The sequence below is a fragment of the Thalassiella azotivora genome (genome assembly GCF_054781695.1).
On the sequence record NZ_BAAGTX010000010.1, the window covers coordinates 88165 to 113747 of the forward strand.

Consider the following 25583-nt stretch of genomic DNA (forward strand, 5'->3'; position numbering starts at 1 on the left):
GGTCACGCGGCCCTCCGGCCCGTCGCCCGGTCGGCGGGCTCGTCCGTCGGCCCGGTGAGCCGGAAGAAGAGGTCCTCGAGCCCGGCCGAGTCGACGTCCTTGAGCTGGGTCAGCACCTGCCCGGCGCGGAACGCCACCTCACCGACCGTCCTGGCGTCGGAGTCGACGCGGTAGGCGCCGTCCCCGGTCGCCTCGAACTCCAGGCCGGCGAGGTGCAGGGCGTCGGTCAGTCCCGCGTGGTCCAGCCCCCGCACCAGGACCCCGGACCCGGCCAGCAGGTCGACGAGCGCACCCTGGGCGACCACCCGCCCGCCGCCGATCACGACGAGCCGGTCGACCGTGGCCTGCACCTCGGTGAGCAGGTGGCTGGACAGCAGCACCGTCCCGCCGCGGGCAGCGAAGTCGCGCAGCAGGCCGCGCATCCAGCGGATGCCCTCCGGGTCCAGCCCGTTCGCGGGTTCGTCGAGGACCAGGACCGCCGGGTCGCCCATCAGGGCCTGGGCGATCCCGAGCCGCTGACGCATCCCCAGCGAGTACTGCGCGACCCGCCGGCGTCCGGCCCCGGCCAGGCCGACCCGCTCCAGCATGTCGCCGACACGTCGCCGCGGGACCCCCATCGTGGCGGCGGCCAGCGCCAGCGTCTCGGTCCCGGTCCGCCCGGGGTGCATGGCCGCGGCGTCGAGCATCACCCCCACCACCCGGCCCGGGTTGGGCAGGTCCCGGTAGGCGACGCCGTGCACCGTCGACGAGCCCGACGTCGGCGGGGTGAGACCGGTGAGCATCCGCAGCGTCGTGGACTTGCCGGCGCCGTTCGGGCCGAGGAAGCCGGTGACGGTGCCGGGTTCGCAGCTGAAGGAGACGTCGTCGACGGCGAGGGAGCCGCCGTAGCGCCGGGTGAGGTTCGAGACCGTGATCATGGCGAGGAGCCTGGCGGTCGCGACCGTTCGCCGGGATCGGCTGCACGTCTCGTGCGCCCCCTACCAACGTCGCGGGTCGCGGCCACCGGGACGGGTCGCTCGTCGGACGCGGCGTCCGAGCAGCCCCGCCTACGCTGCTGCGGTGCGCACCACCCCACCCCGCGACGCCACCGGGGCGCAGACCCTGCGGTGGCACTGGGAGCAGCGCGGGGGGCTGCTCAGCGACCTGTCGTACCTGACCCTCGCGGGCCTGTACACGACCGCCGTCGGGCTGGCCCAGCTGCTGGACGGCGGCGGCGTCCAGGCCGCGTGGCACGTCACCGTCAACGCCCTCGTCGGGCTGAGCCTGCTCGCCCGCCGCCGCTACCCGCTGCTGCCGGTCGGGCTCGGGGTCGTCGGGACCGTCGTCGCCGGGTCCGAGGGGCTGCTCGCGCTGGCCCTGTTCGCGCTCGCGGTCCGGCGTCGTGACCGGGTGCTCGTCGTCGTGGCGGCGTTCGCGCTGGCGGCGATGGTGCTCGGTGCCGCCGTCGCGGGCATCAACGCCGGGGCCGCGACGATCACGTCGGTCTTCATGACCGGAGCCGCCGTGGGCCTGGGCGCCTTCGTCGGTGCCCGCCGCGACCTCGTCGGCACGCTGCGGGAGCGGGCCGAGCGCGCGGAGGCGGAGCAGCACCTGCGCGCCGACCAGGCGCGGCTGGCCGAGCGGGCCCGGATCGCCCAGGAGATGCACGACGTCCTGGCGCACAAGATCTCGCTGGTGGCGCTGCACGCCGGGGGCCTGGAGGTCCGTCCGGACGCCGGGCCGGAGCAGGTGGAGCGCGCCGCGGGCCTGATCCGCCTGACCGCCCGCGAGGCCCTGGAGGACCTGCGCGACGTGCTGGGCGTGCTGCGGGACGACGTGTCGACGGGAGGTCAGCCGCTGGCCCCGCAGCCGCGGATGCAGGACGTCCCGGCGCTCGTCGAGGCCTCGGCGCGGGCCGGCGTCCCGGTCACGCTGGCCAGCGACCTGCCCGACGGCGCGCAGGTGCCCGCGGTGACGGGGCGCACGGCGCACCGGGTGGTCCAGGAGGCCCTCACGAACGTCCACAAGCACGCCCCGGGGACCGCGACGACGGTGCGGCTGGGCGGTCGGCCGGGGGGCTGGCTCGAGGTGGTGGTGCGCAACCTGCGGCCCGTCGGCGGAGAGCTCGAGCCGCTGCTGCCGGGCTCCGGGATGGGCCTGCTCGGGCTCGGCGAGCGGGTCCGGCTGGCCGGTGGGCGCTTCACCGCGGGACCGGACGGTGACGGGTTCACCGTCTCCGCCTCGCTACCGTGGCCGCTCGAGCCGGGAGCACCGGCTGCCCCGCCGGTCCCGTCTGCGGCCGCCCCGCCACCTGCCTGGCCGCGGGTGACGCCCGACCTCGGTGCCCAGCGGGGACCGGTGACGGGCTACCCCGAGGGACGAGGACGGCGATGACGCGGGTGCTGCTGGTGGACGACGACCCGCTGGTGCGGGCCGGGCTGGCGATGATCCTGTCCAGCGCGGCCGACCTCGAGGTGGTCGGCGAGGCGGGGGACGGGGCCGACGCGGTGGACGCGGTCCGGGCGCACCGCCCGGACGTCGTGCTGATGGACATCCGGATGCCGCGGCTGGACGGCCTGGCCGCCACCGAGGCGGTCACCGCCCTCAACCCGGCCCCGAAGGTGGTCGTGCTGACGACCTTCGACCTCGACGACTACGTCTTCCGGGCGCTGCGGTGCGGTGCCAGCGGCTTCCTGCTCAAGGACACCCCGCCGCGCGAGCTCGTGCACGCCGTCCAGGTCGTCGCCGCCGGTGACGCGATGCTCTCCCCGGCGGTGACCCGGCGGTTGATCGGCCACTTCGCGGCCGGCGGCGCGCACTCCCAGAAGGAGCAGGCCCGCGCCCGGCTCGACGTGCTCACCGACCGCGAGCGCGAGGTGCTCGTCTCGGTCGGCGAGGGCCGCTCGAACGCCGAGATCGGCCGCACGCTGTTCATGAGCGAGGCCACCGTGAAGGCGCACGTGTCCAAGCTGCTGACCAAGCTGGGGCTGTCGAACCGGGTGCAGGTCGCGATCCTGGCGCACGACGCGGGCCTGCTCGACGACCGCGGCTGACGTCGGAGGACCTCGACCCTCGTCGGCGGTGCCACGGGGTCACTCCGCGGCGAGGGCCTGCTCGTCGGCGTGCGCGACGTGCGCGAGCTGGCGCCAGATGAGCGCGAGGAAGACCGCGGAGCCGACGAAGCCGAACCAGAACGCGGCGACGACGCCCCACTGGCGGGCGACGAGGCCGCCGACGAGCTGCCCGACGACGATGCCGCCGAAGACCCCGACCATGTACAGGCTGCCGACGCGACCCTGCAGGGCCATCGGCACCGCCCGCATCCGGACCGTGCGCGACGTCGTCCCCCACAGGAACGCCTCGACGCCGAAGACGCCCATCACGAGCAGCGCCACCCACGGGACGCGGTTGAGGGCGAGCGCGAGGTGCACGAGGGTCTCGACGACCAGGACGCTGCGCATGATCGTGCCGAGGCTGACGCGCCGCTCGAGCCAGTCGTACGACAGCGTCCCGACCACGCCGCCGACGGCGCTTGCGGTGGTGAGCAGGCCGAACCCGACGGCACCCATCCCGAGGGTGTCGGTGGCGTAGAGGACGAGCACCGACCAGGACGCGCCGAACGTGACGTTGAAGGTGACGATCGTCAGCGTCAGGGTGCGCACCGGGGCGTTGCCCCACGTCCAGCGCAGGCCCTCGACGACGTCCCGCCAGACGTGCGGGGGCCGCTGCGGCGGGTCGACGGCGGGCAGCCGGATCCGCGACACCAGCACCGCCCCGAGGGCGACGCAGACCGCCTGGGTGCCGAACGGGACGGCAGCACCGACGGCGAACAGGAACGCGCCGAGCGCCGGACCGACGAGCTGGTTCATCGTGAGGAAGCCGGCCATCAGCCGGGCGTTGCCGACGCCGAGGTCGCGCTTGTCGACGACCATCGGCAGCAGCGTCCCGGTGGGGACGTCGGCGAAGACCTCCGCGACACCGAGCAGCAGCATCGCGACGAGGACGACGGTCACGTCGACCCAGCCGGTCGCCACGGCGAGCGCCAGCAGCCCGACGACGGCGGCGCGCACGGTGTTGACGGCGACGACGAGCAGCCGCCGGTCGACCCGGTCGGCGACCACGCCCGCCCACAGGCCGAGCACCAGCCAGGGGAGCCGCTGCAGCAGGCCGGCGAGGGCGACGAGGAACGGGTCGCTGGTCTGGGAGGCGATGAGGAGCGGGCCGGCGGCCAGGGCGATGCCGTCGGCGAGGTTCGCCGTCCAGGTGCCCGCGGCCAGCCACCGGAACGACGGGCCCATCCGCGCGGGCAGGACGGTCTCGACCAGCCGCCCCCCGAGTCGTCCCACGAACCGGGGAGCCTACGTCCTCTCCGCCCCCGGCGACCGCACTGATCGTCAGACCGGACTGGTGGTGATAGCCACCGTTCCGGTCTGACGATCAGTGGGGGCGGGGGGTCAGGCCCAGCCGAGCTCGTGCAGCCTCGCGTCGTCGATGCCGAAGTGGTGGGCGACCTCGTGGACGACGGTCACGGCCACCTCCTCGACGACGTCCTCCACCGTGTCGCAGACGGCCAGAGTGGGGTTGCGGAAGATGGTGATGCGGTCCGGCAGCGAGCCGGCGGCCCACCACTCGCCGCGCTCGGTCAGCGGCGTGCCCTCGTACAGGCCGAGCAGCTCGGGGTCGTCGGCCGGCGGGTCGTCCTCGACGAGCACCACGACGTTGCGCATGGCGCGGGCGAGCTCCTCCGGGATGAGGTCGAGCCCGTCGGAGACGGCCTCCTCGAACTCCTCGCGCGACATCTCGACCACGGGCCCAGTGTCCCCGACCCGTCACCCGGGTGGAGGGACGGGACGGCGTCCGCGGGGGCGTTTTGGTGATGGGCGAGGTGTGCCCCTATGCTTGCCGCGTCCTCGACGGTTCGAGCTCCTCGGTCCGCGAGCGAAGGGCGTCCAGGAGGCCCCCATCGTCTAGCGGCCTAGGACACCGCCCTTTCAAGGCGGCAGCGCGGGTTCGAATCCCGTTGGGGGTACGGTAGGTCCAGCACCATCGGTCTCAGCACCATCGAGGCCCCGTAGCGCAGTTGGTTAGCGCGCCGCCCTGTCACGGCGGAGGTCGCGGGTTCAAGTCCCGTCGGGGTCGCTCAACGGTCAGCACGCCTGGCCGTCCGGGCCAGGTAGCTCAGTTGGTACGAGCGTCCGACTGAAAATCGGAAGGTCGGCGGTTCGACCCCGCCCCTGGCCACCACCGAACCACCCGAACCACCCGAACCACCCGAACCGCAGGTCAGCAGCAACTGACCTGCGGTTTCGTCGTCTCTGGCCCGGAGGTCCCGGACGCGCTACGGGGCCGACCACGACAGCACCCGGCCGCGGGACCAGCACCGGCCGAGCACCTCCGACCGCAGGGCGCCGTTCGCGACGGTGGTCAGGCCGACCGTGCTGTGCCCCGACGCCGGGCGGTCGCCCAGGGTGGGCACGCCGGGCGCCACCCCGACTCCCTCGACGGACACCCACGCCAGCGCACGCCCGTCTGACGCCTCGAGCAGCCGCTCCGGCAGGCGCGCTCGGCGTCGCACCGGCAGGCGCGAGACCGCCCACGTGGTCACCACGACGGGCAGCGCACGGGATGGGACGAGGGCGACGGCCTCCGCGAGCCGGTCCAGGAGGTCCCCGCGCAGGAGGGTGGGCGGGCGGGCTCGCAACAGAGCCACCTCCGCCTCCAGGCGGGTGACGTGCTCCGACCGGCCGAGGGGGAGGCACGCCCGCAGCCACCGGGCGTCGTCCGGGTCGGTCACGTCGAACGGGTGCCGGTCCACACCGACCCGCGCGGCCACCTCCGGCAACGGGTGCTGCGGAACGGCCCGTGCACCGACGACGCGGGCGGCCAGCCGCACGGGCGAGGTCACGTGGCCGCGCACCTGCCCGTTGTCGTAGGTGACCCGCACGCCGTCCACGCCCAGCGTGAAGCCGGCGACGCACCCCAGGTGCACCAGGCCGACCGCGCCGGCACCGGACCGGCCCGCCGCCACGGCGAGCGCGGGGTGCAGCACGGCCCGGGAGGTGGCCTCGTCGGTGGCGACCGGCCGCCGCGTCGCGACGTCGACCACCTCGGCCGTCAGCCGCCTCAGGGTGTCAGCCGCGCAGTCCGCGGCCGCGTCGGCGTCCCCGGCGGCGACGGCACGGGCGAGCGCAGGTGCACGGCCGCCGAGCGTCAGGTCGTGCAGGGCGGCGAGCACCGCCGCCGGGCGGCGGAGGAGGCCGGGCGCCGAGGCGAGCACCTCCTGCGCAGCGCCGGACTCGCCGAGCGCCGTGGCGACGGCGGCGTCCAGCAGGAACCCACGGCGCCGCTGCACCTCCCCGTGGCGGAGGAAGGCCTCGGCGTCGCGTCCGGCCCCGCCCCCTGCGGCGACCGGGGACTCGTCGAGCACCCGCCGAGCGTACGGCCCGCTCCCCTGCTCAGGTCGGCTGCGCCGGTGCCGATGGGATCCTGTGACGGCGCGTCCACGTGCCGTCCGGACGCGTCGAGGAGGAGCCGATGGGCGTCGCGCCGACGTTTCCGCTCTTCGCGGTCGCCGTCGTCGCGGCGCTGGTGACCGGGCGGGTGGCTCACCGCCGCAGCCACGTCACGCCTGCCGCGACGGCCCTGGCCGGGACCCTGTACGCGGTCGCCGGGTGGAGTGCGTTCGTCGCCCTGACGCACGTGGCGCTGCCCCTCGACGTCCTCGTGCTGGCCGCCAACGCGGCCCTCCTCTTCGTCCACCTGACGTCCATCGGGTTCTACGCCCTGGCGCGGGTCGTCGCGGACCGGACCTGGCGGCCGACGGCGCGCACCGCGCTGCTGGCCGTGGCGCCCGCGCTGACGGTCGTGGCGATGCTGACCGACCCCTGGCACGGGCTCTTCGTCAACACCGCCGAGCTCACCGACCCCTACCGGACGCTGCGGCTGCAGTTCGGCCCGCTGTTTCTCGCGCACCTCGCCTACTGCTACGTCCTCTTCGGCTGGACGGTCGCGATCCTGCTGCGCGCCCGGCGCGGCGCGGCGCCGGTCTTCCGGCGGCAGCTGACGGCGCTGCTGCTGGCCGGTGCGATCCCGATGGTCGGCAACGTGTTCTCGGTGCTCATCGGGCTGAGCGCCGACCACCCGCTCGCCGGCAAGGACTACACCCCGCTGTTCTTCACCCTCACCGGGGTCATCGACGCGTGGGCGCTGCTGCGGCTGGGGCTGATGCAGCTGGTCCCGGTGGCGCGGACGCAGGTCGTCGACACCATCGCGGACGCGGTGCTCGTGGTGGACCCGGAGGACCGGGTCGTCGACGTCAACCCGGCCGGGGAGGCCGTGCTGCGGCGGTTGCGTCCCGGGCTACCCGGCGAGCTCGTCGGGCTGCCGGTGGCGGCGGTCGCCGACCCCGCCCTGCTGGAGCTGGGCGCGGAGGTCCCCGACGGCGCCGCGCGCGCGGGCCGGGGTACGGGCCGCGTCGTGGAGGTCCTACCGGGCCTGCACCTGGACCTGCGCGTGACGACGCTGCGCGGCCGGGACGGCAGCGCCCTCGGCACGGTCGTCGTGGGGCGGGACGTCTCCGAGGCCGAGTGCCGGCGGCGCGAGCTCGTCGCGGTCAACGACCGCCTCCGCGAGCAGGTCGAGACGATCGACCGGCTGCGCGCCGAGCTCGCGGAGGAGTCGGTCCGCGACGCCCTGACCGGACTGCACAACCGCCGTCACCTCGAGCGGGTCCTGCGGGCCACGGTCGACGACGCCCGGGAGGCGCGCGGGGCCGTCGGTGTCGTCCTCATGGACGTCGACCACTTCAAGGCCGTCAACGACACCTACGGCCACCCCGTGGGCGACGTCGCCCTGCAGACGGTGGCGCGCGCCCTGGGCGCCGGCCTGCGCGCAGGTGACACCCTGGCGCGCCTGGGGGGCGAGGAGTTCGTGGCGGTGCTCCCGGGCGCCGACCCGGACCAGACCTGGAACCGGGCGCAGCAGCTGCGCCGGCTGTGCGAGACGACGGCCGTGCGCACCGACGAGCACTGCTTCCAGGTGACGCTGAGCGCGGGCGTGGCGACGTACCCGCACCACGGCGAGGACTGGTCCGCCCTGCTGACGCGTGCGGACGAGGCGCTGTACGCGGCGAAGGCCGCGGGGCGCAACCGGGTCGAGGTCGCGGACGCCGGGTCGCAGCTCGGCGTGGGCTGACCGGCTGCGCGCGGGCCGACGAGGCGCGATCCCTGCTGGACGTCGACGGGCCGCCCCCGGCGCAGGGGGCGGCCCGTCGACGCGGGACCGGTCGTGCCGGTCGGTCGCCCGAGGTCAGTCGTCCTCGCTGCGCTGCTGGGGCAGCCCGGCGAGGAGGGCACGGACCTCGGCCTCGCGGTACCGGCGGTGACCGCCGAGCGTGCGGATGGAGGAGAGCTTGCCCGCCTTCGCCCAGCGGGTCACGGTCTTCGGGTCGACCCTGAACAGGGCCGCCACCTCGGACGGGGTCAGGAGCGTCTCGCTCGCGGTTCGGGTCTCCGGCTGTCGGGTGCTCATCCAGGCCTCCTCGGGGCAAGGGGTCGCGGTCCCTCTCGCGGCGGGGTGCGGACCGCGGCCAGAAGGAGCTCTCGGGGTGCTGACGGACTCAATCGTGACTGGCCGAATTGTCCCTTGCGCGCCACATCGACCGCCATAGTCCCTTCGGACTACTCCGAGACGGCCACCGATCACAGTGCGTCACGCCTTGCTCACTCATTGGTGGTGTCGGTGGTAGCGAGCCGGCCCGGCGCGCACGCCCGGCCACTACGCTGGAGTGGTGCGCCTCACAACGGCGCCGCGCCAACCCGCGCCCCGACCCCGGGGCCGTCCACCGAGGAGTCACCACCGTGACCGCACCGTCCGCCACCGTCGCCGGACCCACCGACCACGCCCAGCTCGTCTTCGAGCGCGGCACCGGCCACGAGCAGGTCGTCTTCTGCCACGACCCCGCCACCGGCCTGCGCGCCATCATCGGCATCCACTCCACCGCGCTCGGGCCCGCCCTCGGCGGCACCCGGTTCCACCCCTACGCCTCGGAGGCCGACGCCCTCGCCGACGTCCTGGCCCTGTCCAAGGGCATGGCCTACAAGAACGCGCTCGCCGGGCTCGACCTCGGCGGCGGCAAGGCCGTCATCATCGGCGACCCGACCACGGACAAGTCCGAGCCGCTGCTGCGGGCGTACGGCCGGTTCGTGCAGACCCTCAGCGGCCGCTACTACACCGCGTGCGACGTCGGCACCTACGTGCACGACATGGACGTCGTGGCCCGCGAGTGCGACTACGTCACCGGCCGCAGCGAGTCCGCGGGAGGCGCCGGCGACTCCAGCGTGCTGACCGCCTTCGGGGTGCACCAGGGGATGCGCGCCGCGTCCCAGCACGTGTGGGGCACCCCGGGCCTCAAGGGCCGCCGGGTCGGCGTCGCGGGGGTCGGCAAGGTCGGGCGGCACCTCGTCGAGCACCTCGTCGAGGAGGGCGCCGAGGTGGTCGTCACCGACGTCTCGGAGGCCGCCCTGGACGCCGTCCGGGCCCGCCACCCCGAGGTGGACGTCGTGGAGGACGCCGACGCGCTGGTCCGCGAGGACCTCGACGTGTACGCGCCGTGCGCGCTCGGCGGCGCGCTGACCGACCAGGTCAGCCAGGTCCTGCGCGCCCGCGTCGTGTGCGGCGCCGCGAACAACCAGCTGGCGGACGACGGCGTCGCCAAGCTCCTCGTGGACCGGGGCGTGACCTACTGCCCCGACTACCTGGTCAACGCCGGCGGCGTCATCCAGGTCGCCGACGAGCTGCGCGGCTTCTCCTTCGAGCGGGCCCGGGACCGCGCCCGCGGCATCTTCGGGACCACCCTGTCCGTGCTGCGCGCGGCCGACGAGGACGGCGTCCCGCCGGCCGAGGCCGCCGACCGGCTGGCCGAGCGCCGGATGCGGGAGGTCGGGGCGCTGCAGCGCATCTGGACCCGTCGCTGACGCACGCCCCCGGTACCGGCGGGGGTCGCGGCGTCCACGGAGTGAGACGTCCGGCCCCCGCCCGCCGTGCGGCAACCGGGGGTGGGTCCTCGCACCGGTGTGCCGGAACACCGCCTGACGCTGTACCGTTGCACCCATACGGAGATGACAGCCTCCGGGGCCGCCCACGGGCCTGCCCCGGCACGAGCGTGAGGGGGTCGACGCCATGGGGCGCGGCCGTCAGAAGGCAAAGCAGACGAAGGTCGCTCGGGAGCTGAAGTACTGGAGCCCCCAGACCGACTACCGCTCGCTCGAGCAGGAGCTTGCCGGCTCGGGTGCACGGAGCCGTCCTGCCCTCGACGAGGACCTCGACCGCGACGACGAGGTGGACGAGTACGGGAACTGGGCCTCCGGCTCCCACTGACGTCCCCGCACCGCCGCGGCCACCCCGTGTGGCCGCGGCGGTCGCGCGTGCGCGGCATGGTCACGCTCGGCGACGGTCCGTCGCTGGGTGACCGGGCGAGGGCGCAGGTGATCAGACGAGTGCCTGGCTGCCGGTCATCCGGACGGCGCCCCCGGCGACGCCCTTGGTCCCGCTGACCAGGTCCGTCGCGTCCTGGCCGGCGAGCTCAGCGACGTCCCCGAGCACCCAGCCCGGCGTGCCCGCCGCAGCGAGGCGCGACAGGGTCGCGTCCACGCCCTCCGCGGCGACGACGGCCACCATCCCCACCCCGAGGTTCAGGGTCCGCTCCAGGTCCTCGCGGGGTACCCGACCCAGGCCGGCCACGAGACCGAAGACGGGCTGCGGCGTCCACGACGAGCGGTCGACGGTGGCGAGCAGACCCGCCGGGAGCACCCGCGCGAGGTTCGCCGCCAGACCACCGCCGGTGACGTGGGTGAACGCGTGCACCCCGCACGCCGGGTCCCCGGCCAGGTCCAGGCACGTCCGGGTGTACAGGCGGGTGGGCTCCAGCAGCTCCTCGCCCACCGTGCGGCCCAGCTCGGGGACGTCCCGGTCCAGGGCCCAGCCGGCGTCGGCGAGGACGCGGCGGACCAGGGAGAACCCGTTCGAGTGCAGACCGGACGACGGCATCGCCACCACGACGTCACCGGCGCGCACCCGGTGCGGGCCCAGGACGTCGTCCGCCTCGACCACGCCCGTCGCGGCACCGGCGACGTCGTACTCGTCCGGGCCGAGCAGGCCCGGGTGCTCGGCGGTCTCCCCACCGATGAGCGCCGTCCCCGTGGCGGCGCACCCTTCCGCGATCCCCCGCACGACGTCCGCGACCCGCTCGGGCACGACCTTGCCGCACGCGATGTAGTCCGTCATGAACAGGGGCCTCGCGCCGCTGACCACGATGTCGTCGACGACCATCGCGACGAGGTCGATCCCGATCGTGTCGTGCCGGTCCATCGCCTGGGCGACCGCCACCTTCGTCCCCACGCCGTCGGTGCTCGTCGCCAGCAGCGGACGCCGGTACCCGGTGAGGGCCGACGCGTCGAAGAGCCCCGCGAAGCCGCCGAACCCCCCGAGGACCTCGGACCCGTGCGTGGCGGTCACCGCCGCCCTCATCAGCTCGACGGCCCGGTCACCCGCCTCGACGTCCACCCCGGCGCGCGCGTACGTCGTCCCGGAGGCGGCGCCCGCCGCGGCGGAGGAGGTCGTGTCGGCCGGCCCCTGACCGGGGACCGCTGGACGCTCGTCGCTCGGCACGCCCGAAGCCTAGCGATCCGCCGGTGGCGCTCAGCACGGGCAGGCGGCCGCGACGGCCGCGAGCCGGTCGACGTACCCGCCGCCGAAGAGCACCACGTGCACCAACAGCGGGTGCAGCTGGTGCACCGGCACGCGCTCACGCCACCCGTCGGCCAGCGGGGCGCACGCGTCGTACGCCGCCAGCACCCGGTCCAGGTGCGGCAGACCGAAGAGGGCGAGCATCGCCAGGTCCGTCTCGCGGTGCCCACCGTGGGCGGCCGGGTCCACCAGGACCGCCCCGCGCGGCGTCCACACGACGTTGCCGGACCACAGGTCGCCGTGCAGGCGGGACGGCGGCTCGCCGGTGTCGAACGCGCCGGCGCGCAGCGCGCCCAGCACCTCGTCGAGCCGCGCCCGCAGCGTCGGGGGCAGGAGCCCTCGGTCGACGGCCGCGCGCAGGTACGGCTCGACGCGCGACGTCGCGTAGAACTCGCCGAACGAGCCGCAGCGCCCGGTGACGTCGTGCGGCAGCGGTGCGGTCCCGATGAACCCGTCGCCGTCCCAGCCGTCGGGCGGGCACCCGTGGTGGCGGGCACCCGCCGCGTGGGTCGCGGCCAGGCCGCGGCCGAGGTCGTCCGCCGCTGCGGGGGCGGGGGCGGTGGTCGTCAGACGGTCCAGGACGATGCGGCCGGGACCGACGTCCCGCACGCCCACGACGGGGACGCCGTCCGCGGCCTGCGCGAGCCAGCGCAGCCCCGCCGCCTCGACCTCGAAGAAGCCGTCCGGCGCGCCGGGGTCGGACTTGGTGAACGCGTCGGGGTCCGTCACGTGGGCATCGTGCCCCACGCCCGACGCGCGGCTCAGGGGTGCAGGGCCATCCAGGCGCTGGCGTGGTGGACGGCGAGCCCCGCGTAGGACGGGTGGCCCACCAGCGCCGCGTCGACGTCCGCGACGGCGGCGGCCAGGGCCGCTGCGCCCTCCTCGGCGAAGGTGCAGTACGGGCAGTCCGCCAGCGGGATCGTCTCGGCGGCGAGCTGCACGGGGACGCCGAGCGCGGCACCCCGCTCCAGCAGCGGCGCCCCGACGTCGAGGATCCCCGCTGGCGAGTCGCGGTAGGACATCGCGGTCACGCCGTCCACCCGGGTCAGGACGCCGTCGGCCCAGGTGCCCTTCTTCGCGGAGACCTCGTGCGCCCAGAACGGCAGGTCGGCGTGCAGCGGCAGCGGGCTGTCCGCCTGGAGCGTCGCCATCAGGGTCAGGTGCCCCTCGACGAGCGAGGTGCGCTGCCTGGGCACGGACCACCCGGGCAGTGCGTACGGCTCGACGTCGACGTGGGAACCGGCGAACAGACCGGTGGCGAGCGCCGCGCGCTGCCACGCGACGGCGTCCGCCGGCCGGGTGACCCACGCGGGGTCGCCACCGAGGGCCCACAGCTCCTGCCCGGCGGCGGCGGCGTGGCCGGCGAGGGAGGTCAGCCACGCCAGGTCGGCGGCGTCGACCACCGGCGCGGTGTGCACGTAGAGGTGGGTGACGCCCCGGTCCGCGGTGAAGGCGCTGAGCGCGGCGGGGTCGGGCCGGTCCCACACCCACGTGGCCCGGCCGGGTGCGGTACCCGAGCCGGCCTGGCCGTCCGTCGGGCTCACGGCGACCACCGGGCTCGGCGTCGTCGTCCGGCCCTTGGGCGCAGCGACGGCGGCGGTAGCGCCGACCGTCGACGCCACGAGCGCCAGGAGCAGCGCGAGGAGGGACGGCACGGCCAGCCGCCTCCTGCTCGCCGGGGCGGGCAGGACGCCGGCACGGGCTGCGGCTGACGGGCGCGGACGGGAGCGCGGTGGTGTGGGCACCCGCCCAGGGTCACGCGGCAGCCCTCATGCGCGGTCACTCTCGGATCGTTGTTCACCCACGCAGAGTGATACTGCGACCCGTTCGGCGCAGCACGCGCCGCCCGTTCGGCGGAAAGCCCTCAGGGCCGGGCCAGGGAGTCGGCGGCTCCCCCGGCGACCCCGGTGCTGACGCCGTCGACGTCCGTCCGCTGCGGTGTCGCGCCGGCCTGCGAGGCGTCCAGGTCGAGCTCCTCCTGCTCCAGCAGGGTCCCCACCAGGTCCGGCTCGGGCAGCTCGATCGGGTAGCGCCCGGTGAAGCACGCGGTGCAGAGCCGGTCCGCGGGCTGCCGGGTCGACTCGACCATCGCGTCGTGCGAGATGTACCCGAGGGAGTCGGCGCCGATCGCGGCCCGGACCTCGTCCACCCCCAGCCCGGTGGCGATCAGCTCGGCGCGGCTGGCGAAGTCGATGCCGTAGAAGCACGGCCACGTCACCGGCGGGGCGGTGATCCGAACGTGCACCTCCGCGGCCCCGGCCTCCCGCAGCATCCGCACCAGGGCGCGCTGGGTGTTGCCGCGCACGATCGTGTCGTCGATGACCACGAGGCGCTTGCCGCGGATCACCTCGCGCAACGGGTTGAGCTTGAGCCGGATGCCGAGCTGGCGGATCGTCTGGCTCGGCTGGATGAACGTGCGCCCGACGTAGGAGTTCTTCACCAGGCCCTGGCCGTAGGGGATCCCGGACGCCTCCGCGTAGCCGATCGCGGCCGGCGTCCCCGACTCCGGCGTCGGGATGACCAGGTCGGCGTCGACCGGGTGCTCGGCGGCCAGGCGCCGACCCATCTCGACCCGCGCCTCGTGCACGTTGCGGCCGCTGATCGTGGTGTCCGGCCGGGCCAGGTACACGTACTCGAACACGCACCCCTTCGGGGTCGGCTCGGCGAAGCGGTGCGAGCGCAGGCCCTCCTCGTCGACGGCGACCATCTCGCCGGGCTCGATCTCGCGGACCAGGCTGGCGCCGACGATGTCGAGGGCGGCGGTCTCGCTCGCGACGACCCAGCCGCGCTCCAGCCGGCCGAGGACGAGCGGGCGGACGCCGTGCGGGTCGCGGGCCGCGTACAGGGTGTGCTCGTCCATGAACACCAGGCTGAACGCGCCCCGCAGCAGCGGCAGCACCTCCAGCGCCGTGGCCTCGAGGGTGCGGTCCGGGTCACCCGCCAGCAGGGCGGTGACCAGCGCCGTGTCCGTGGTGTTGCCGCGGGCGAGCTCCCCGCGGGGCAGGCGACCGCGGGCCGCGCGGCCGGCGCGCTCCTCGACCAGGTCCCGCAGCTCCGCCGAGTTGGTGAGGTTGCCGTTGTGGGCCAGCGCGACGGTGCCCGACGCGGTCGCACCGAGGGTCGGCTGGGCGTTCTCCCACACGCTCGCGCCGGTCGTGGAGTACCGGGTGTGGCCGATCGCCAGGTGGCCGTTCAGCGAGCCGAGGGCGGTCTCGTCGAAGACCTGCGAGACCAGGCCCATGTCCTTGTAGACGAGGATCTGCCGGCCGTTGCTCGCGGCGATGCCCGCGGACTCCTGCCCGCGGTGCTGCAGGGCGTACAACCCGAAGTACGCCAGCTTGGCGACCTCCTCGCCGGGAGCCCAGGCGCCGAAGACGCCGCAGGCGTCCTGCGGGCCCTTCTCGCCGGGGAGCAGGTCGTGGGTCAGTCGTCCGTCGCCGCGCGCCACGACGTCATGGTCCCACAGCGGCGGGCCCCGGCACGCCGCCGTGGGCGCCCACCTACCCTGGTCGGGTGCCGTGGTTGGAGGTCATCGGGTGGGCGGGCTCCGCCGTCCTCGTGGTGTCCCTGCTCCAGACCCGGGTGCTGCGGCTGCGGGCGCTGAACCTCGCCGCATCCGCCGTCCTCGTCTTCTACAACGCGGCGATCGAGGTCTGGCCGATGGTCGCGATGAACGCCGTCATCGCCCTGATCAACGTCGTCCACCTGACCCGGCTGCTGCGCACCCGCGACGACGACCGGGTGTTCGAGGTCGTCGAGGTCGGCCCGACGGAGGACTACCTGCGGCACGTGCTGCGCAAGCACGCTGCGGACATCGAGGCGCACAACCCCGGCTTCGTCTGGGACGGCCACGCCGCCGGAGCGGTGTCGTACCTGGTGCTGCGTGACACCGAGACCGTCGGGGTGGTGCTGCTGTGCGCGCCGCCCGACGGTGAACCCGGGGCGGCGAGGGTCGAGCTCGACTACGTGCTGCCGCGGTTCCGGGACTTCACCGTCGGCAAGTTCGTCTACCGCAAGGACGGGCTGCTGGCCCGCGACGGCCTGCGCCGCCTCGTCGCCCCGACCGACCGGATGGTCGACGCCTGGGACTACTTCCCGCGGGTCGGCTTCTCCCCCGACCCGCACGACCCCCAGCGGCTCGTGCGCGACCTCGCCCAGCCCGCCGTCCGGTGAGCACCGCCGGCCCTCAGCGTCCGTGACCGGCTGGGACCACGGCGTGCTCGCCCCGGACCAGTCGGCGCTGCTCACGCGGTGGCTGGGTGACCCGGTGCTGGTCGCCGACATGTCGTGGCCGGACGCCCCCACGCGCGTGCTGCGGGTCCGCGCGGGCGGCCGCGACCTCGTGGTCAAGGCCGGTGGCCAGGCCAACCACCACATCCGGCGGGAGCTGCGCGCGCACGAGGGTTGCACCGCACCGCTGGTGCGCACCGGGCACGTCGCTGCTCTGCGGTACGCGAGCACGGAGCAGGGGGTGCTGGTGCTCGACTTCCTGGAGGGTTCGCTCGCCGACGGCACGCCGCTCGCGATGGTCGCGGACGTTCACGAGCAGGCGGGAGCCGTCCTGCGGTCGCTGCACGCGCAGGAGCGCGTGGTGGACCACGCCTACGAATCGACGGCGAACGCGAAGGCGCTGGCCTGGCTGGACCGGGACCACCGCATCGACGCCGACGTCGAGCGCGAGACCCGCGCGGTGCTCGCGTCGTACCGCCCGCGCCCGGTCGTCGTCGTCCCCACGCACGGCGACCTGCACCCTAGGAACTGGCTCGTCCACGACGGCACCATCAGGCTGATCGACTTCGGGCGGTTCGACCTGCGCCCGGCCGCGACGGACCTGTGCCGGCTCGCCGCGCAGCAGTGGCGTGACGACCCCCGTCTCGAGCGCGCCTTCCTGCGGGGCTACGGCGACGACCCGCGGGACGCCGCGACATGGCCGGTGGAGCTGCTGCGCGAGGCCGTCGGAACGGCCGTGTGGGCGTACGGCGTCGGGGACGGGGCGTTCGAGGCGCAGGGGCACCGGATGCTCACCGAGGCGCTCGCCCGGTTCTGATGCCGCCGGGCGCCTACGCCGGTGGTTCACGCCGGTGACGCACCCGCCGCGTCACCGACTGCGTACACGCTCACGTGGAGCGCGCTGCTGGCCGTGAAGGGCTCGCAGCACCAGCCGCCCCACCGCTCGACCAGCCGCAGCCCCGCGAGCCGCGCCATCAGGTCCAGCTCGGACGGCGCGGCGAGCCGGCAGGAGACCGGTCCCATCAAGATGCCGTCGACGCCGATCCGCACGTGGTTCTCGTCGAGGACCTGGGTGACCGGGTCGTACGTGTTGACGTCGAGCACGACCGACCCGGCGGACACCTGCTCGACGTCGACGTACCGCGTGCCCCGCACCCACGCCCACGGCGGGGCGGCCTCCACGACGAACACCCCGCCGTCGTCCAGGTGCCGCGCCGCGTTGCGAAAGCACTCGACCTGGTCGTCCTGGGTCAGCAGGTTGAAGATCGTGTTGTAGACGAGGTACACGAGCGGGTAGCGGCGTCCGGTCGTCTCCCGGGCCATGTCGCCGAGGCGGACGTCGAGGCGGTCGCCGCCCGGCTTGCCACGCAGGCGCTCCACCATGTGCGGGGACAGCTCGATCCCGTCGACCCGCACACCGCGTCGCGCCAGGGGCAGCGCGATCCGTCCCGTGCCGATGGCCAGCTCCAGGGCGCTGCCCGCAGACCGGCTGGCGAGGAAGTCCGCAGCGGCCTCCTCGTCGCCTCGGGCGACGTCGTCGTACCTCGCGGCGACGTGGGGGCCGAAGGCCGTCCTGGGGTCGAATCCCTGCACCCGCGGACCGTCCCAGGGGCGGACCCGGACGGGCAACGGGTTAACGCGCCTGCGGCGCTGCGTGTGGAGCCGACCGTCAGCGCCGGGACCGCTTGTCGGCGACGACGGCCAGGACGGCGGCGACGAGCCCCAGGAGGAGGGCGAGGCCACCCGCGGTGAAGAGCCGCACCCAGCCGGTGGCGTCCGCACCGGGCAGCAGGACGCCGAGCAGCAGGCCCACGACCACGGCCGTGCCGATGAACCGACCGAACCGGGGGGCGCGGCGGACGCGGGCCGGCCGGGCGGCGGCGCGCTCGGCCGCGGTGGGACCGGCCTCGGCGGCGGACGGCGGGTCGCTCGGTCGGGGCTGCTCGCTCACGGCCCGACGGTAGCCCGCGGGGAGGCGGCGTCCGGCAGCGGGAGGTGCTCGGTCAGGTCGGCCCGCTCGCCGCTGGCCGACACCCGTCCGTCGGCGACCGCCGTCCGCCACGCCAGCCGGCCGGTGGCGAGCTCCAGCCACGTCGTCGCGTCGGTCTCGACGACGTTCGGCGGCGTCCCGCGGGTGTGCCGGGGCCCCTGCACGCACTGCACCGCGGCGAACGGCGGCACCCGCACCTCGACGGACCGGCCGGGTGCGTTCTCGGCGAGCGTCTCGAGGGTGTGCCGGACGGCGGTGGCCAGCTGGGACCGCGTCACGGCGTCCGGGTCGTGGGCCCAGGCGGCGAGCGCGGCGGCGCCCTCGGCGGGTTCGGTGCGACGGCGGGGAGGCACACCGGCATGCTGTCACCAGGCCGTGCCCGTCGGCACCCCGGCCGCGACGGCCCCCGGCCGCTCCGCACCGGGCGCCGGGCCGCCGTCCCGCACGTCGACCGACCTGGAGGAGCCCCGTGCGCGCCACCGTCATCCACGCACCGTTCGACGTCAGGCTGCACGACGCGCCGGACCCGCGGGTCGAGGACCCCACCGACGCCGTCGTCCGGGTGACCGCCTCGTGCATCTGCGGCTCGGACCTGTGGCCGTACCGCGGCGAGAACCCGGTGGAGCGGCCGTCCGGGATCGGGCACGAGATGGTCGGCGTGGTCGAGGAGGTCGGCTCCGAGGTCATCACCGTGCAGCCCGGGGACTTCGTGGTGGCGCCGTTCCTGTACAGCGACGGCACGTGCGACCACTGCGCGAACGGGGTGCACACGTCCTGCCGCCACGGCGGCGGGTTCGGCACGGACGAGGCCGCCTGCCAGGCGGAGGCGGTGCGGGTGCCGTTCGCCGACGGCACGCTCGTGGCGACCCCCGGCCCGCCGGACGAGGCGATGGTGCCCTCGCTGCTGGCGTTGTCCGACGTCATGGGCACCGGGTGGCACGCGGCCGTCGCCGCCGGGGTCACCGAGGGGTCGACGGTCGTGGTCGTCGGGGACGGCGCCGTCGGACTGTGCGGGGTGCTGGCCGCGTCGCGGATGGGCGCCGAGCGGGTGGTGGCGATGAGCCGGCACGCGCCGCGGCAGGAGGTCGCCCGGGCGTTCGGCGCGACGGATGTGGTCGAGGCCCGCGGGGACGAGGGGGTGGAGGCGGTGCTGGAGCTGACCGGCGGGACGGGCGCGGACGCCGTCCTGGAGTGCGTGGGCACCGGCCCGGCGATGCTGCAGGCCCTCGGCTCGGCCCGGCCGGGCGGGACCGTCGGCTACGTCGGGGTGCCGCACGGCGTCGAGCTGCCGGTCCGGCAGATGTTCCGGACCAACGTCGGTGTGCGCGGCGGCGTCGCGCCCGTGCGGGCGTACCTGCCGGACCTGATGCGCGACGTCCTCGCCGGCGAGATCGACCCGGGCCGGGTGTTCGACCTGACGCTGCCCCTGGCCGACGTGGCGGAGGGGTACGCGGCGATGCACGAGCGCCGCGCGATCAAGGTGCTGCTCGAGCCGTGAGCGCCGACGTGACGGCGACCGCGGCGTACCGGTTCGACGCGGCGACCGCCGTCGAGCCGGTGGCGGACGGCGTGTGGCGGGCGGACGTGGCGCCGACGTTCTCGATCGCCGGGCGCACGAACGGCGGGTACCTGCTGGCGACCGCCACCCGGGCGGCCCTCGCCCAGGTCGAGCGTGCCGGCGGCCCGCACCTGGACCCCGTGGCGGTGTCCGGGGCGTTCGTGGCGGTCGCGCCGCCCGGACCGGTGGACGTCGTGACCGAGGTGCTGCGCGCCGGCCGGGGCACGAGCGTGGTGCGGGTGTCCGTGCGGTCGGCGGGCGGCGACGGCGCGGGGCCGGTCGCGACGTACCTGGACGGGGTCGTCACCTGCGGGGCGCTGCCCGGCCCGGAGTCCGGGCACGTGCACGACGCCGTCCCCCCGGTGCTGCTGCCGGACCCGGCCGACTGCGTGCGCCTGCCGACCCGCGGGCCCGGTTTCGAGGTGCCGCTGATGGGTGAGCTGGCCGAGTGGCTGGACCCGGCGTGCCTGGGCTGGGTGCGGGGGGCTCCGTCTGGCCAGGGCGAGCTGCGGGGGTGGGTGGCGTTCGACGACGACCGGCCGGTGGACGCCCTGGCCCTGGTGCTCGCCGCCGACTGCCTGCCACCGGCCACGTTCGACCTGGGGTCGGCGGGCTGGGTGCCGACGATGCACCTTTCCGTGTGGCTGCGGGCCCACCCTGCGCCCGGGGCGCTGCGGGTGCGGCAGACGGCCCGGGTGGTCGACGACGGGTCGGCGTCCGCCGGGCGCAGCGCGACCGTCGACGAGACGTGCGACGTGTGGGACGCCGCCGGACGCCTCGTCGCCACCGGTCACCAGCTCGCCGGCCTGCTCCTCCCCCGCTGACCCCGTGCTCACCTGAGCGGCCTTTGCTCGCTGCAGCGGGGCGAATCGGCGGCTTCCGGCCCGTTCTGGCGAGCAAAGCCCGCTTGAAGGAGCAAAGGGGAGGTGGGTCAGACGCGGTCGGCCTGCCGCCAGCCGTGGCGGACGGCGTTGCGGCCGGCGTCCTTCGCCTCGTAGAGGTTCGCGTCGGCGCGGCGGAGCAGGGTGCTCATGTCGACGCCGTCGTCCGGGGCGGTGACGGCACCGACGCTCAGGGTGATCCGGAAGCCCGGCGTGACGTCGGACCAGTCGTGGTGGGCGACGGCGGCGCGCAACCTGTCCAGGCGCAGCACGGCGTCGACCTCGGGCAGGCCCGGCAGCACGAGCAGGAACTCCTCGCCGCCCATCCGCGCGACGACCGAGGCGCGGACGTCGGCGCACCCGTCCTGCAGGATCCGGGCGACCCGGCGCAGCACCTCGTCGCCGTTGTCGTGCGAGTACGTGTCGTTGACGGACTTGAAGTGGTCGATGTCGAGCAGCGCGACGGTCAGCCGCATGCCGACGTCCACGCAGTTGAGCAGCAGCGCGGGCAGCTTCTCGTCGATGAACCGGCGGTTGTGCAGGCCGGTCAGGGGGTCGCGCACGGCGAGCTCGCGGAACCGGGCGCTGTCGCGGCGGGCCTCGGTCACCTCGTAGATCGCCTGCCGGGTGCGGGCGCGGGCCTCCCGCTCGGAGGAGTTCAGCTGGCTGTTCGCCTCGTGGTACCCCTTGAAGACCTCGTACGCCTCCTGCCAGCTGCCCTGGTGGGCGAGGAGCTCGGCCTGCTCGCGCTGGGCGCGGACGCCGACGCCGTTGAGCTGGTGCCGGTCGCACAGGTCCAGGCACCGGTCGAGGGTGAGCTGGGCCAGCACGGGCCGGTCCTGGTGCCGGTAGATCTCCGCCATCGTCAGCAGCGCGTTGGCGACCTGGTCGAAGTCGCCGAGCGGCTCGCCGTCCTCCTCGGCCAGCCCGGGGATGAGGGTGCGCTCCGCGGCCTCGTACCGGCCCACCATCATCAGCGCCCGGGCCACGGTGTCCCTTATCGCGGGCAGCAGCTCCACCCCGTGGGTCTCCGACGCGGCGAGGACCCGCTCCGCGGACGCCACCGCGTGGTCGGCGCGACCGGCGAGGACCTCGGTGTACGTCATGTTGTTGAGGGCGATGACCCGCAGGTGCAGGTCACCGGCCACCTCGGCGAGCCGGCTGGCCTCCTGGTACCTGGCGCGGGCGTCGTCGTAGGACTGGCAGGACCCCAGGGCGTCGGCCAGGCCGAGCAGGTGGTCGGCGCGCAGCGCGGGGCGCACGTCGGGCTCGAGCAGCTCGAGGGCGGGGACGGCGTGCTCCAGCGCGAGCACCGAGTCACCGATCCGGCGGAACAGCGCCGACAGCAGCCGGTGGCTGCGGGCCCTCAGGTAGGCGTGGTCGTGCTTGGTCGCCCACTCGTTGACGTCGCGGAAGACCCGGACGCACTCGGCGGTGCGACCGCGCCGGGCGAGCACGTCGGCCTGCACGAGCACGGCGCGCCGCACGAGCACCAGGTCGCCGGCCTCCTCGGCCGCCGTCTGCTGGCGCTGCGCCTGGGCCAGGGCACGGTCCGGGTCCCGGCGGACCATGTCCTCCAGCTCGTCGAGCAGGAGGGCGATCGACGTGGGCACGACCCCCTCCTCACGGGTTCACTGCGGCTGCGACCTCATCGGTGTCTCATCGGCGCCGACGGGCTCGGGCCGGAGCCCCGGGGGCTCCTCGTCACACGGGCGGCGCATCCGGTGGGCCGGTCGGCGTCGGCCTGGCGGGTGCGGCGGGGCCGCACGCGCGCCGTCCGTGGTGGGACGGTAGCGGTCAGTCGGCGAAGGTGCGTGCCAGCAGAGGCTCCCAGGCCTCGCGCAGGGCGTCCAGGGTCAGGCTGAACAGGCCCTGGACGTCGAGCACGGGCGTCTCCGGGTCGCCGCCGGTCCCCGCCGGGTCGACCACGCCGATCCGGGCGTGCGGGTACCCGCGGGCGGTGCACATGTCGGTGAAGCGGACCTCCTCGCTGCGGGGGACGGCGACGACGGCCCGCGCCACGGACTCGGAGAACAGCAGCGTGAACGGGTCCAGCCCGTCCCGCTCGCAGACCTCGTCGAGCCAGATCCGCGCACCCACGCCGTAGCGCAGGCAGGACTCGACGAGCGCCTGCGCGAGCCCGCCGTCCGACAGGTCGTGCGCGGCGTCGACGAGACCGTCGCGGGAGGCGTTGACGAGGATCTGGCCGAGCTGGCGCTCGGCGTCGAGGTCGACGCGGGGCGGCAGCCCACCGAGGTGGCCGTGCTCGACCCAGGCCCACTCCGAGCCGGACAGCTCCTCGCGGGTGGTGCCGAGCAGGTAGATCGCCTGCCCGGGCTCCCGCCAGCCGGACGGGGTGCGGCGCATGACGTCGTCCAGGACCCCGAGGACCCCGACGACGGGGGTGGGGTGGATCGCCGTGTCACCCGTCTGGTTGTACAGCGACACGTTGCCGCCGGTGACGGGCGTGCCGAGGTCGCGGCAGCCGTCGGCGAGGCCCCGGACGGCCTCGGCGAACTGCCACATGACGGCGGGGTCCTCGGGCGAGCCGAAGTTCAGGCAGTCGGTGACCGCGAGCGGGACGGCGCCGGCGGTGGCGACGTTGCGGTACGCCTCGGACAGCGCGAGCTGGGCCCCGGCGTACGGGTCGAGGCGCGCGAACCGGCCGTTGCAGTCGGTGGCGACGGCGACGCCGAGCCCGGTCTCCTCGTCGACGCGGACGACCCCCGCGTCGTCCGGCATCGCCAGGGCGGTGTTGCCGAGGACGTACCGGTCGTACTGGTCGGTGACCCACTGCTTGCTGGCGAGGTTCGGCGAGCCGACGAGCCGCAGCAGGGTGGCGCTGATCTCCTCGCCGGTCGTCGGCCGGGGCAGCTGCTCGGCGGTGTCGGCCTGCAGCGCGTCCTGGTCGGCGGGCCGGGCGTACGGCCGCTCGTACACCGGGCCCTCGTGGGCGACGGTGCGCGGCGGGACGTCGACGACGACCTCGCCGTGCCAGGTGACCTCCAAGCGGCCGGTGCCGGTGACCTCGCCGATGACGGCGGCCTCGACGTCCCACCTGCCGGTGATCGCGAGGAACTCCTCGATCCGGTCGGGGCGGACGACGGCCATCATCCGCTCCTGGGACTCCGACATGAGGATCTCCTCGGGGCGCAGCGTCGCGTCCCGCAGCGGCACCTCGTCCAGGCGCACGCGCATCCCGCCGTCGCCGGCGGAGGCGAGCTCGGAGGTCGCGCAGGACAGGCCGGCGCCGCCGAGGTCCTGGATGCCCTCGACCACGCCGGCGCCGAAGAGCTCAAGGCAGCACTCGATGAGGACCTTCTCGGCGAACGGGTCCCCGACCTGCACCGCGGGACGGCGGCTGGGGCCGGAGTCCTCGAAGGTCTCCGAGGCGAGCACGGACACACCGCCGATGCCGTCGCCGCCGGTGCGGGCGCCGAACAGCACGACGAGGTTGCCCTCGCCGCGGGCGTTGGCCAGGTGGAGGTCCTCGTGCCGCAGCGCGCCGACGCACAGGGCGTTGACGAGCGGGTTCCCCTGGTACACGGGGTCGAACACGAGCTCGCCGCCGATGTTCGGCAGACCCAGGCAGTTGCCGTACCCGCCGACGCCGGCGACGACGCCGTGGACGACGCGGGCGGTGTCGGGGTGGTCGATCGCGCCGAACCGGAGCTGGTCCATCACGGCGACGGGGCGGGCGCCCATGGCGAGGATGTCGCGGACGATGCCGCCGACGCCGGTCGCGGCCCCCTGGTACGGCTCGATGTAGCTGGGGTGGTTGTGGGACTCGACCTTGAAGGTCACCGCCCAGCCCTGGCCGATGTCGACGACGCCGGCGTTCTCGCCGATGCCGGCGAGGAGCTTGCCGACGCCGGTCTCGGCGGGGACGTCGGCGAAGCGCCGCAGGTGCACCTTGGAGGACTTGTAGGAGCAGTGCTCGCTCCACATCACCGAGTACATGGCGAGCTCGGCGGAGGTGGGGCGGCGGCCGAGGATGTCGCGGATCCGCTGGTACTCGTCGGCCTTGAGGCCGAGCTCGGTCCAGGGCTGCTCGACGTCGGGTGTGGACGACGCGTGCGCGACCGTGTCGAGGTGGGCGGCCGCGCCGGAGGTGGTGGCGCGGGCACCGGCCGGCTCGACGCCGGTCGGCTCGGCGGTGGAGGGCTGGGTGGAGGCGGGCTGCGGGCTCACGCGGACAGCACCCCCGCCAGCACGGAGGTGAAGAAGCGCAGGCCGTCGGTGCCGTCGGTGCCGCTGCGAGGGTCGGGGCCGAAGCCGGGCTCGGTGGCGTGCTCCGGGTGGGGCATCAGCCCGACGACGGTGCCGGTCTCGTTGCTGACGCCCGCGATGGAGCGGTAGCTGCCGTTGGGGTTGTCGCCGAGGTACCGGGCGACGACCCGGCCCTCCCCCTCGAGCCGGTCCAGGGTCGCCTCGTCGGCGACGAAGCCGCCCTCGCCGTTCTTCAGCGGGATGACGACCTCCTCGCCCTGGTCGTACTGGTTCGTCCACGGGGTGTCGGTGCGCTCGATCCGCAGCCGCTGGTCGACGCAGTTGAACGTCCGGTGGTCGTTGCGGATCAGGGCGCCGGGCAGCAGGTGCGCCTCGCACAGCACCTGGAACCCGTTGCAGATGCCGAGCACCGGCAGCCCGCCGCGGGCGGCGTCCACGACCGGCTGCATGACGGGGGCGAACCGGGAGATCGCCCCGCAGCGCAGGTAGTCCCCGTAGGAGAAGCCACCGGGCAGGACGACCGCGTCGACGCCCTTGAGGTCGGCGTCCCCGTGCCACAGGGCGACGGCCTCGCCGCCGGCCAGGCGGACGGCGCGGGCGGCGTCGCGGTCGTCGAGGGTGCCGGGGAAGGTGACGACGCCGACCCGCATCAGGCGCCCACCTCCGCGGCGTCCTGGCCGGCTCCCTGGTCGGCGTCGTGCTCGGCGGCGTCGGCGACGCGGACGACGTCCTCGATCACCGGGTTGCTCAGCAGCGTGGTCGCGGCCTCGCGGGCCCGCGCGAGCAGCTCGGGGGTGACGTCGCCGTCGACCTCCAGCTCGAACCGCTTGCCCTGCCGCACGGAGGTGAAGCCGCCGAAGCCCAGTCGGGGCAGGGCGCCGGCCACCGCCTTGCCCTGGGGGTCGAGGATCTCCGGCTTGGGCATGACGTCGACGACGATGCGTCCCATCTCAGGGCACTCCACGGGTCG

General features: G+C 75.1%; 25 protein-coding genes and 3 tRNA genes. 12 read left to right on the forward strand and 16 right to left on the reverse strand.

Going from position 1 to position 25583, the window contains the following annotated elements; genetic code table 11:
* Positions 1–2: 2 nt before the first annotated feature.
* The gene (locus ACYVQV_RS08600) at positions 3–917 is read right to left on the reverse strand and encodes an ABC transporter ATP-binding protein (RefSeq protein WP_461022868.1); all 915 of its coding nucleotides are present in this window, start codon (positions 915–917) and stop codon (positions 3–5) included.
* A 142-nt stretch (positions 918–1059) separates the two neighbouring features.
* On the opposite strand from ACYVQV_RS08600, the gene ACYVQV_RS08605 reads away from it, so the two are divergent.
* A complete protein-coding gene (locus ACYVQV_RS08605) occupies positions 1060–2373 on the forward strand; it encodes a sensor histidine kinase (RefSeq protein ID WP_461022869.1) in 1314 nt (437 codons plus the stop codon).
* Positions 2370–3032, forward strand: a complete 663-nt coding sequence (locus ACYVQV_RS08610; RefSeq protein WP_461022870.1) for a response regulator transcription factor — start codon at positions 2370–2372, stop codon at positions 3030–3032. Before ACYVQV_RS08605 ends, ACYVQV_RS08610 begins: the two co-directional genes overlap by 4 nt.
* Positions 3033–3071: 39 nt before the next feature.
* Here ACYVQV_RS08610 and ACYVQV_RS08615 read toward each other — a convergent pair whose 3' ends face one another.
* Positions 3072–4277: an MFS transporter gene (locus ACYVQV_RS08615; RefSeq protein ID WP_461022914.1), complete on the reverse strand. Its 1206-nt coding sequence runs from the start codon at positions 4275–4277 to the stop codon at positions 3072–3074.
* Between the two features lie 156 nt (positions 4278–4433).
* Positions 4434–4778 (reverse strand): metallopeptidase family protein, encoded by a 345-nt coding sequence (locus ACYVQV_RS08620; protein ID WP_461022915.1) that lies wholly within the window; start codon positions 4776–4778, stop codon positions 4434–4436.
* A gap of 157 nt (positions 4779–4935) precedes the next feature.
* On the opposite strand from ACYVQV_RS08620, the gene ACYVQV_RS08625 reads away from it, so the two are divergent.
* From ACYVQV_RS08625 to ACYVQV_RS08635, 3 genes are all read left to right on the forward strand, one after another.
* Positions 4936–5008, forward strand: a tRNA-Glu gene (locus ACYVQV_RS08625).
* Positions 5009–5044: 36 nt separating this feature from the next.
* A tRNA-Asp gene (locus ACYVQV_RS08630) sits at positions 5045–5118 on the forward strand.
* 28 nt (positions 5119–5146) lie between these two features.
* Positions 5147–5223: transfer RNA gene (locus ACYVQV_RS08635), tRNA-Phe, on the forward strand.
* A gap of 94 nt (positions 5224–5317) precedes the next feature.
* On the opposite strand, the gene ACYVQV_RS08640 is transcribed toward ACYVQV_RS08635, so the two are convergent.
* The gene (locus tag ACYVQV_RS08640) at positions 5318–6406 is read right to left on the reverse strand and encodes a DUF2332 domain-containing protein (RefSeq protein ID WP_461022871.1); all 1089 of its coding nucleotides are present in this window, start codon (positions 6404–6406) and stop codon (positions 5318–5320) included.
* A gap of 107 nt (positions 6407–6513) precedes the next feature.
* Between ACYVQV_RS08640 and ACYVQV_RS08645 the strand changes: the two genes are divergently transcribed.
* Complete coding sequence (locus ACYVQV_RS08645) at positions 6514–8172, forward strand: diguanylate cyclase (protein WP_461022872.1); 1659 nt, start codon at positions 6514–6516, stop codon at positions 8170–8172.
* A 114-nt stretch (positions 8173–8286) separates the two neighbouring features.
* Here ACYVQV_RS08645 and ACYVQV_RS08650 read toward each other — a convergent pair whose 3' ends face one another.
* Positions 8287–8508 carry a BldC family transcriptional regulator gene (locus ACYVQV_RS08650; RefSeq protein WP_461022873.1) on the reverse strand — a complete coding sequence of 74 codons (222 nt, stop codon included), beginning with the start codon at positions 8506–8508 and terminating at the stop codon, positions 8287–8289.
* 329 nt (positions 8509–8837) lie between these two features.
* Between ACYVQV_RS08650 and ACYVQV_RS08655 the strand changes: the two genes are divergently transcribed.
* Positions 8838–9953 carry a Glu/Leu/Phe/Val dehydrogenase dimerization domain-containing protein gene (locus ACYVQV_RS08655; protein ID WP_461022874.1) on the forward strand — a complete coding sequence of 372 codons (1116 nt, stop codon included), beginning with the start codon at positions 8838–8840 and terminating at the stop codon, positions 9951–9953.
* A gap of 205 nt (positions 9954–10158) precedes the next feature.
* Positions 10159–10356, forward strand: a complete 198-nt coding sequence (locus ACYVQV_RS08660) for a DUF3073 domain-containing protein (RefSeq protein WP_461022875.1) — start codon at positions 10159–10161, stop codon at positions 10354–10356.
* A gap of 111 nt (positions 10357–10467) precedes the next feature.
* Here the strand turns inward: ACYVQV_RS08660 and purM are convergent, their stop codons facing one another.
* The 4 genes from purM to purF all read right to left on the reverse strand — a co-directional run bounded on the left by purM (position 10468) and on the right by purF (position 15172).
* Positions 10468–11541, reverse strand: a complete 1074-nt coding sequence (gene purM, locus ACYVQV_RS08665; RefSeq protein ID WP_461022916.1) for a phosphoribosylformylglycinamidine cyclo-ligase — start codon at positions 11539–11541, stop codon at positions 10468–10470.
* A gap of 135 nt (positions 11542–11676) precedes the next feature.
* Positions 11677–12453, reverse strand: coding sequence for a fructosamine kinase family protein (locus ACYVQV_RS08670; RefSeq protein ID WP_461022876.1), 777 nt, complete (start codon positions 12451–12453; stop codon positions 11677–11679).
* 32 nt (positions 12454–12485) lie between these two features.
* On the reverse strand, positions 12486–13379 hold the full coding sequence (locus tag ACYVQV_RS08675) for a hypothetical protein (RefSeq protein WP_461022877.1): 894 nt from the start codon (positions 13377–13379) through the stop codon (positions 12486–12488).
* A 209-nt stretch (positions 13380–13588) separates the two neighbouring features.
* Positions 13589–15172, reverse strand: a complete 1584-nt coding sequence (purF, locus tag ACYVQV_RS08680; RefSeq protein ID WP_461022878.1) for an amidophosphoribosyltransferase — start codon at positions 15170–15172, stop codon at positions 13589–13591.
* Between the two features lie 65 nt (positions 15173–15237).
* Between purF and ACYVQV_RS08685 the strand changes: the two genes are divergently transcribed.
* Entirely contained in the window at positions 15238–15897 is a 660-nt protein-coding gene (locus tag ACYVQV_RS08685) for a hypothetical protein (RefSeq protein WP_461022879.1), read from the forward strand.
* A 22-nt stretch (positions 15898–15919) separates the two neighbouring features.
* Positions 15920–16771 (forward strand): phosphotransferase, encoded by an 852-nt coding sequence (locus ACYVQV_RS08690; RefSeq protein ID WP_461022880.1) that lies wholly within the window; start codon positions 15920–15922, stop codon positions 16769–16771.
* A gap of 26 nt (positions 16772–16797) precedes the next feature.
* On the opposite strand, the gene ACYVQV_RS08695 is transcribed toward ACYVQV_RS08690, so the two are convergent.
* The 3 genes from ACYVQV_RS08695 to ACYVQV_RS08705 all read right to left on the reverse strand — a co-directional run bounded on the left by ACYVQV_RS08695 (position 16798) and on the right by ACYVQV_RS08705 (position 18297).
* On the reverse strand, positions 16798–17547 hold the full coding sequence (locus ACYVQV_RS08695) for a class I SAM-dependent DNA methyltransferase (RefSeq protein ID WP_461022881.1): 750 nt from the start codon (positions 17545–17547) through the stop codon (positions 16798–16800).
* A 76-nt stretch (positions 17548–17623) separates the two neighbouring features.
* Positions 17624–17905 carry a histidine kinase gene (locus ACYVQV_RS08700; protein ID WP_461022882.1) on the reverse strand — a complete coding sequence of 94 codons (282 nt, stop codon included), beginning with the start codon at positions 17903–17905 and terminating at the stop codon, positions 17624–17626.
* Positions 17902–18297 carry a sterol carrier family protein gene (locus tag ACYVQV_RS08705; RefSeq protein WP_461022883.1) on the reverse strand — a complete coding sequence of 132 codons (396 nt, stop codon included), beginning with the start codon at positions 18295–18297 and terminating at the stop codon, positions 17902–17904. Before ACYVQV_RS08705 ends, ACYVQV_RS08700 begins: the two co-directional genes overlap by 4 nt.
* Positions 18298–18413: 116 nt before the next feature.
* Between ACYVQV_RS08705 and ACYVQV_RS08710 the strand changes: the two genes are divergently transcribed.
* Complete coding sequence (locus tag ACYVQV_RS08710; protein WP_461022884.1) at positions 18414–19442, forward strand: zinc-dependent alcohol dehydrogenase family protein; 1029 nt, start codon at positions 18414–18416, stop codon at positions 19440–19442.
* A complete protein-coding gene (locus tag ACYVQV_RS08715; RefSeq protein ID WP_461022885.1) occupies positions 19439–20326 on the forward strand; it encodes a thioesterase family protein in 888 nt (295 codons plus the stop codon). Before ACYVQV_RS08710 ends, ACYVQV_RS08715 begins: the two co-directional genes overlap by 4 nt.
* A 107-nt stretch (positions 20327–20433) precedes the next feature.
* On the opposite strand, the gene ACYVQV_RS08720 is transcribed toward ACYVQV_RS08715, so the two are convergent.
* The 4 genes from ACYVQV_RS08720 to purS form a co-directional block, all read right to left on the reverse strand.
* Entirely contained in the window at positions 20434–21996 is a 1563-nt protein-coding gene (locus tag ACYVQV_RS08720) for a GGDEF domain-containing protein (RefSeq protein ID WP_461022886.1), read from the reverse strand.
* A 184-nt stretch (positions 21997–22180) separates the two neighbouring features.
* Complete coding sequence (purL, locus tag ACYVQV_RS08725) at positions 22181–24574, reverse strand: phosphoribosylformylglycinamidine synthase subunit PurL (RefSeq protein WP_461022887.1); 2394 nt, start codon at positions 24572–24574, stop codon at positions 22181–22183.
* Positions 24571–25263 (reverse strand): phosphoribosylformylglycinamidine synthase subunit PurQ, encoded by a 693-nt coding sequence (gene purQ / locus ACYVQV_RS08730; RefSeq protein ID WP_461022888.1) that lies wholly within the window; start codon positions 25261–25263, stop codon positions 24571–24573. Before purQ ends, purL begins: the two co-directional genes overlap by 4 nt.
* Entirely contained in the window at positions 25263–25562 is a 300-nt protein-coding gene (gene purS, locus ACYVQV_RS08735; RefSeq protein ID WP_461022889.1) for a phosphoribosylformylglycinamidine synthase subunit PurS, read from the reverse strand. Before purS ends, purQ begins: the two co-directional genes overlap by 1 nt.
* Between the last annotated feature and the right edge of the window lie 21 nt (positions 25563–25583).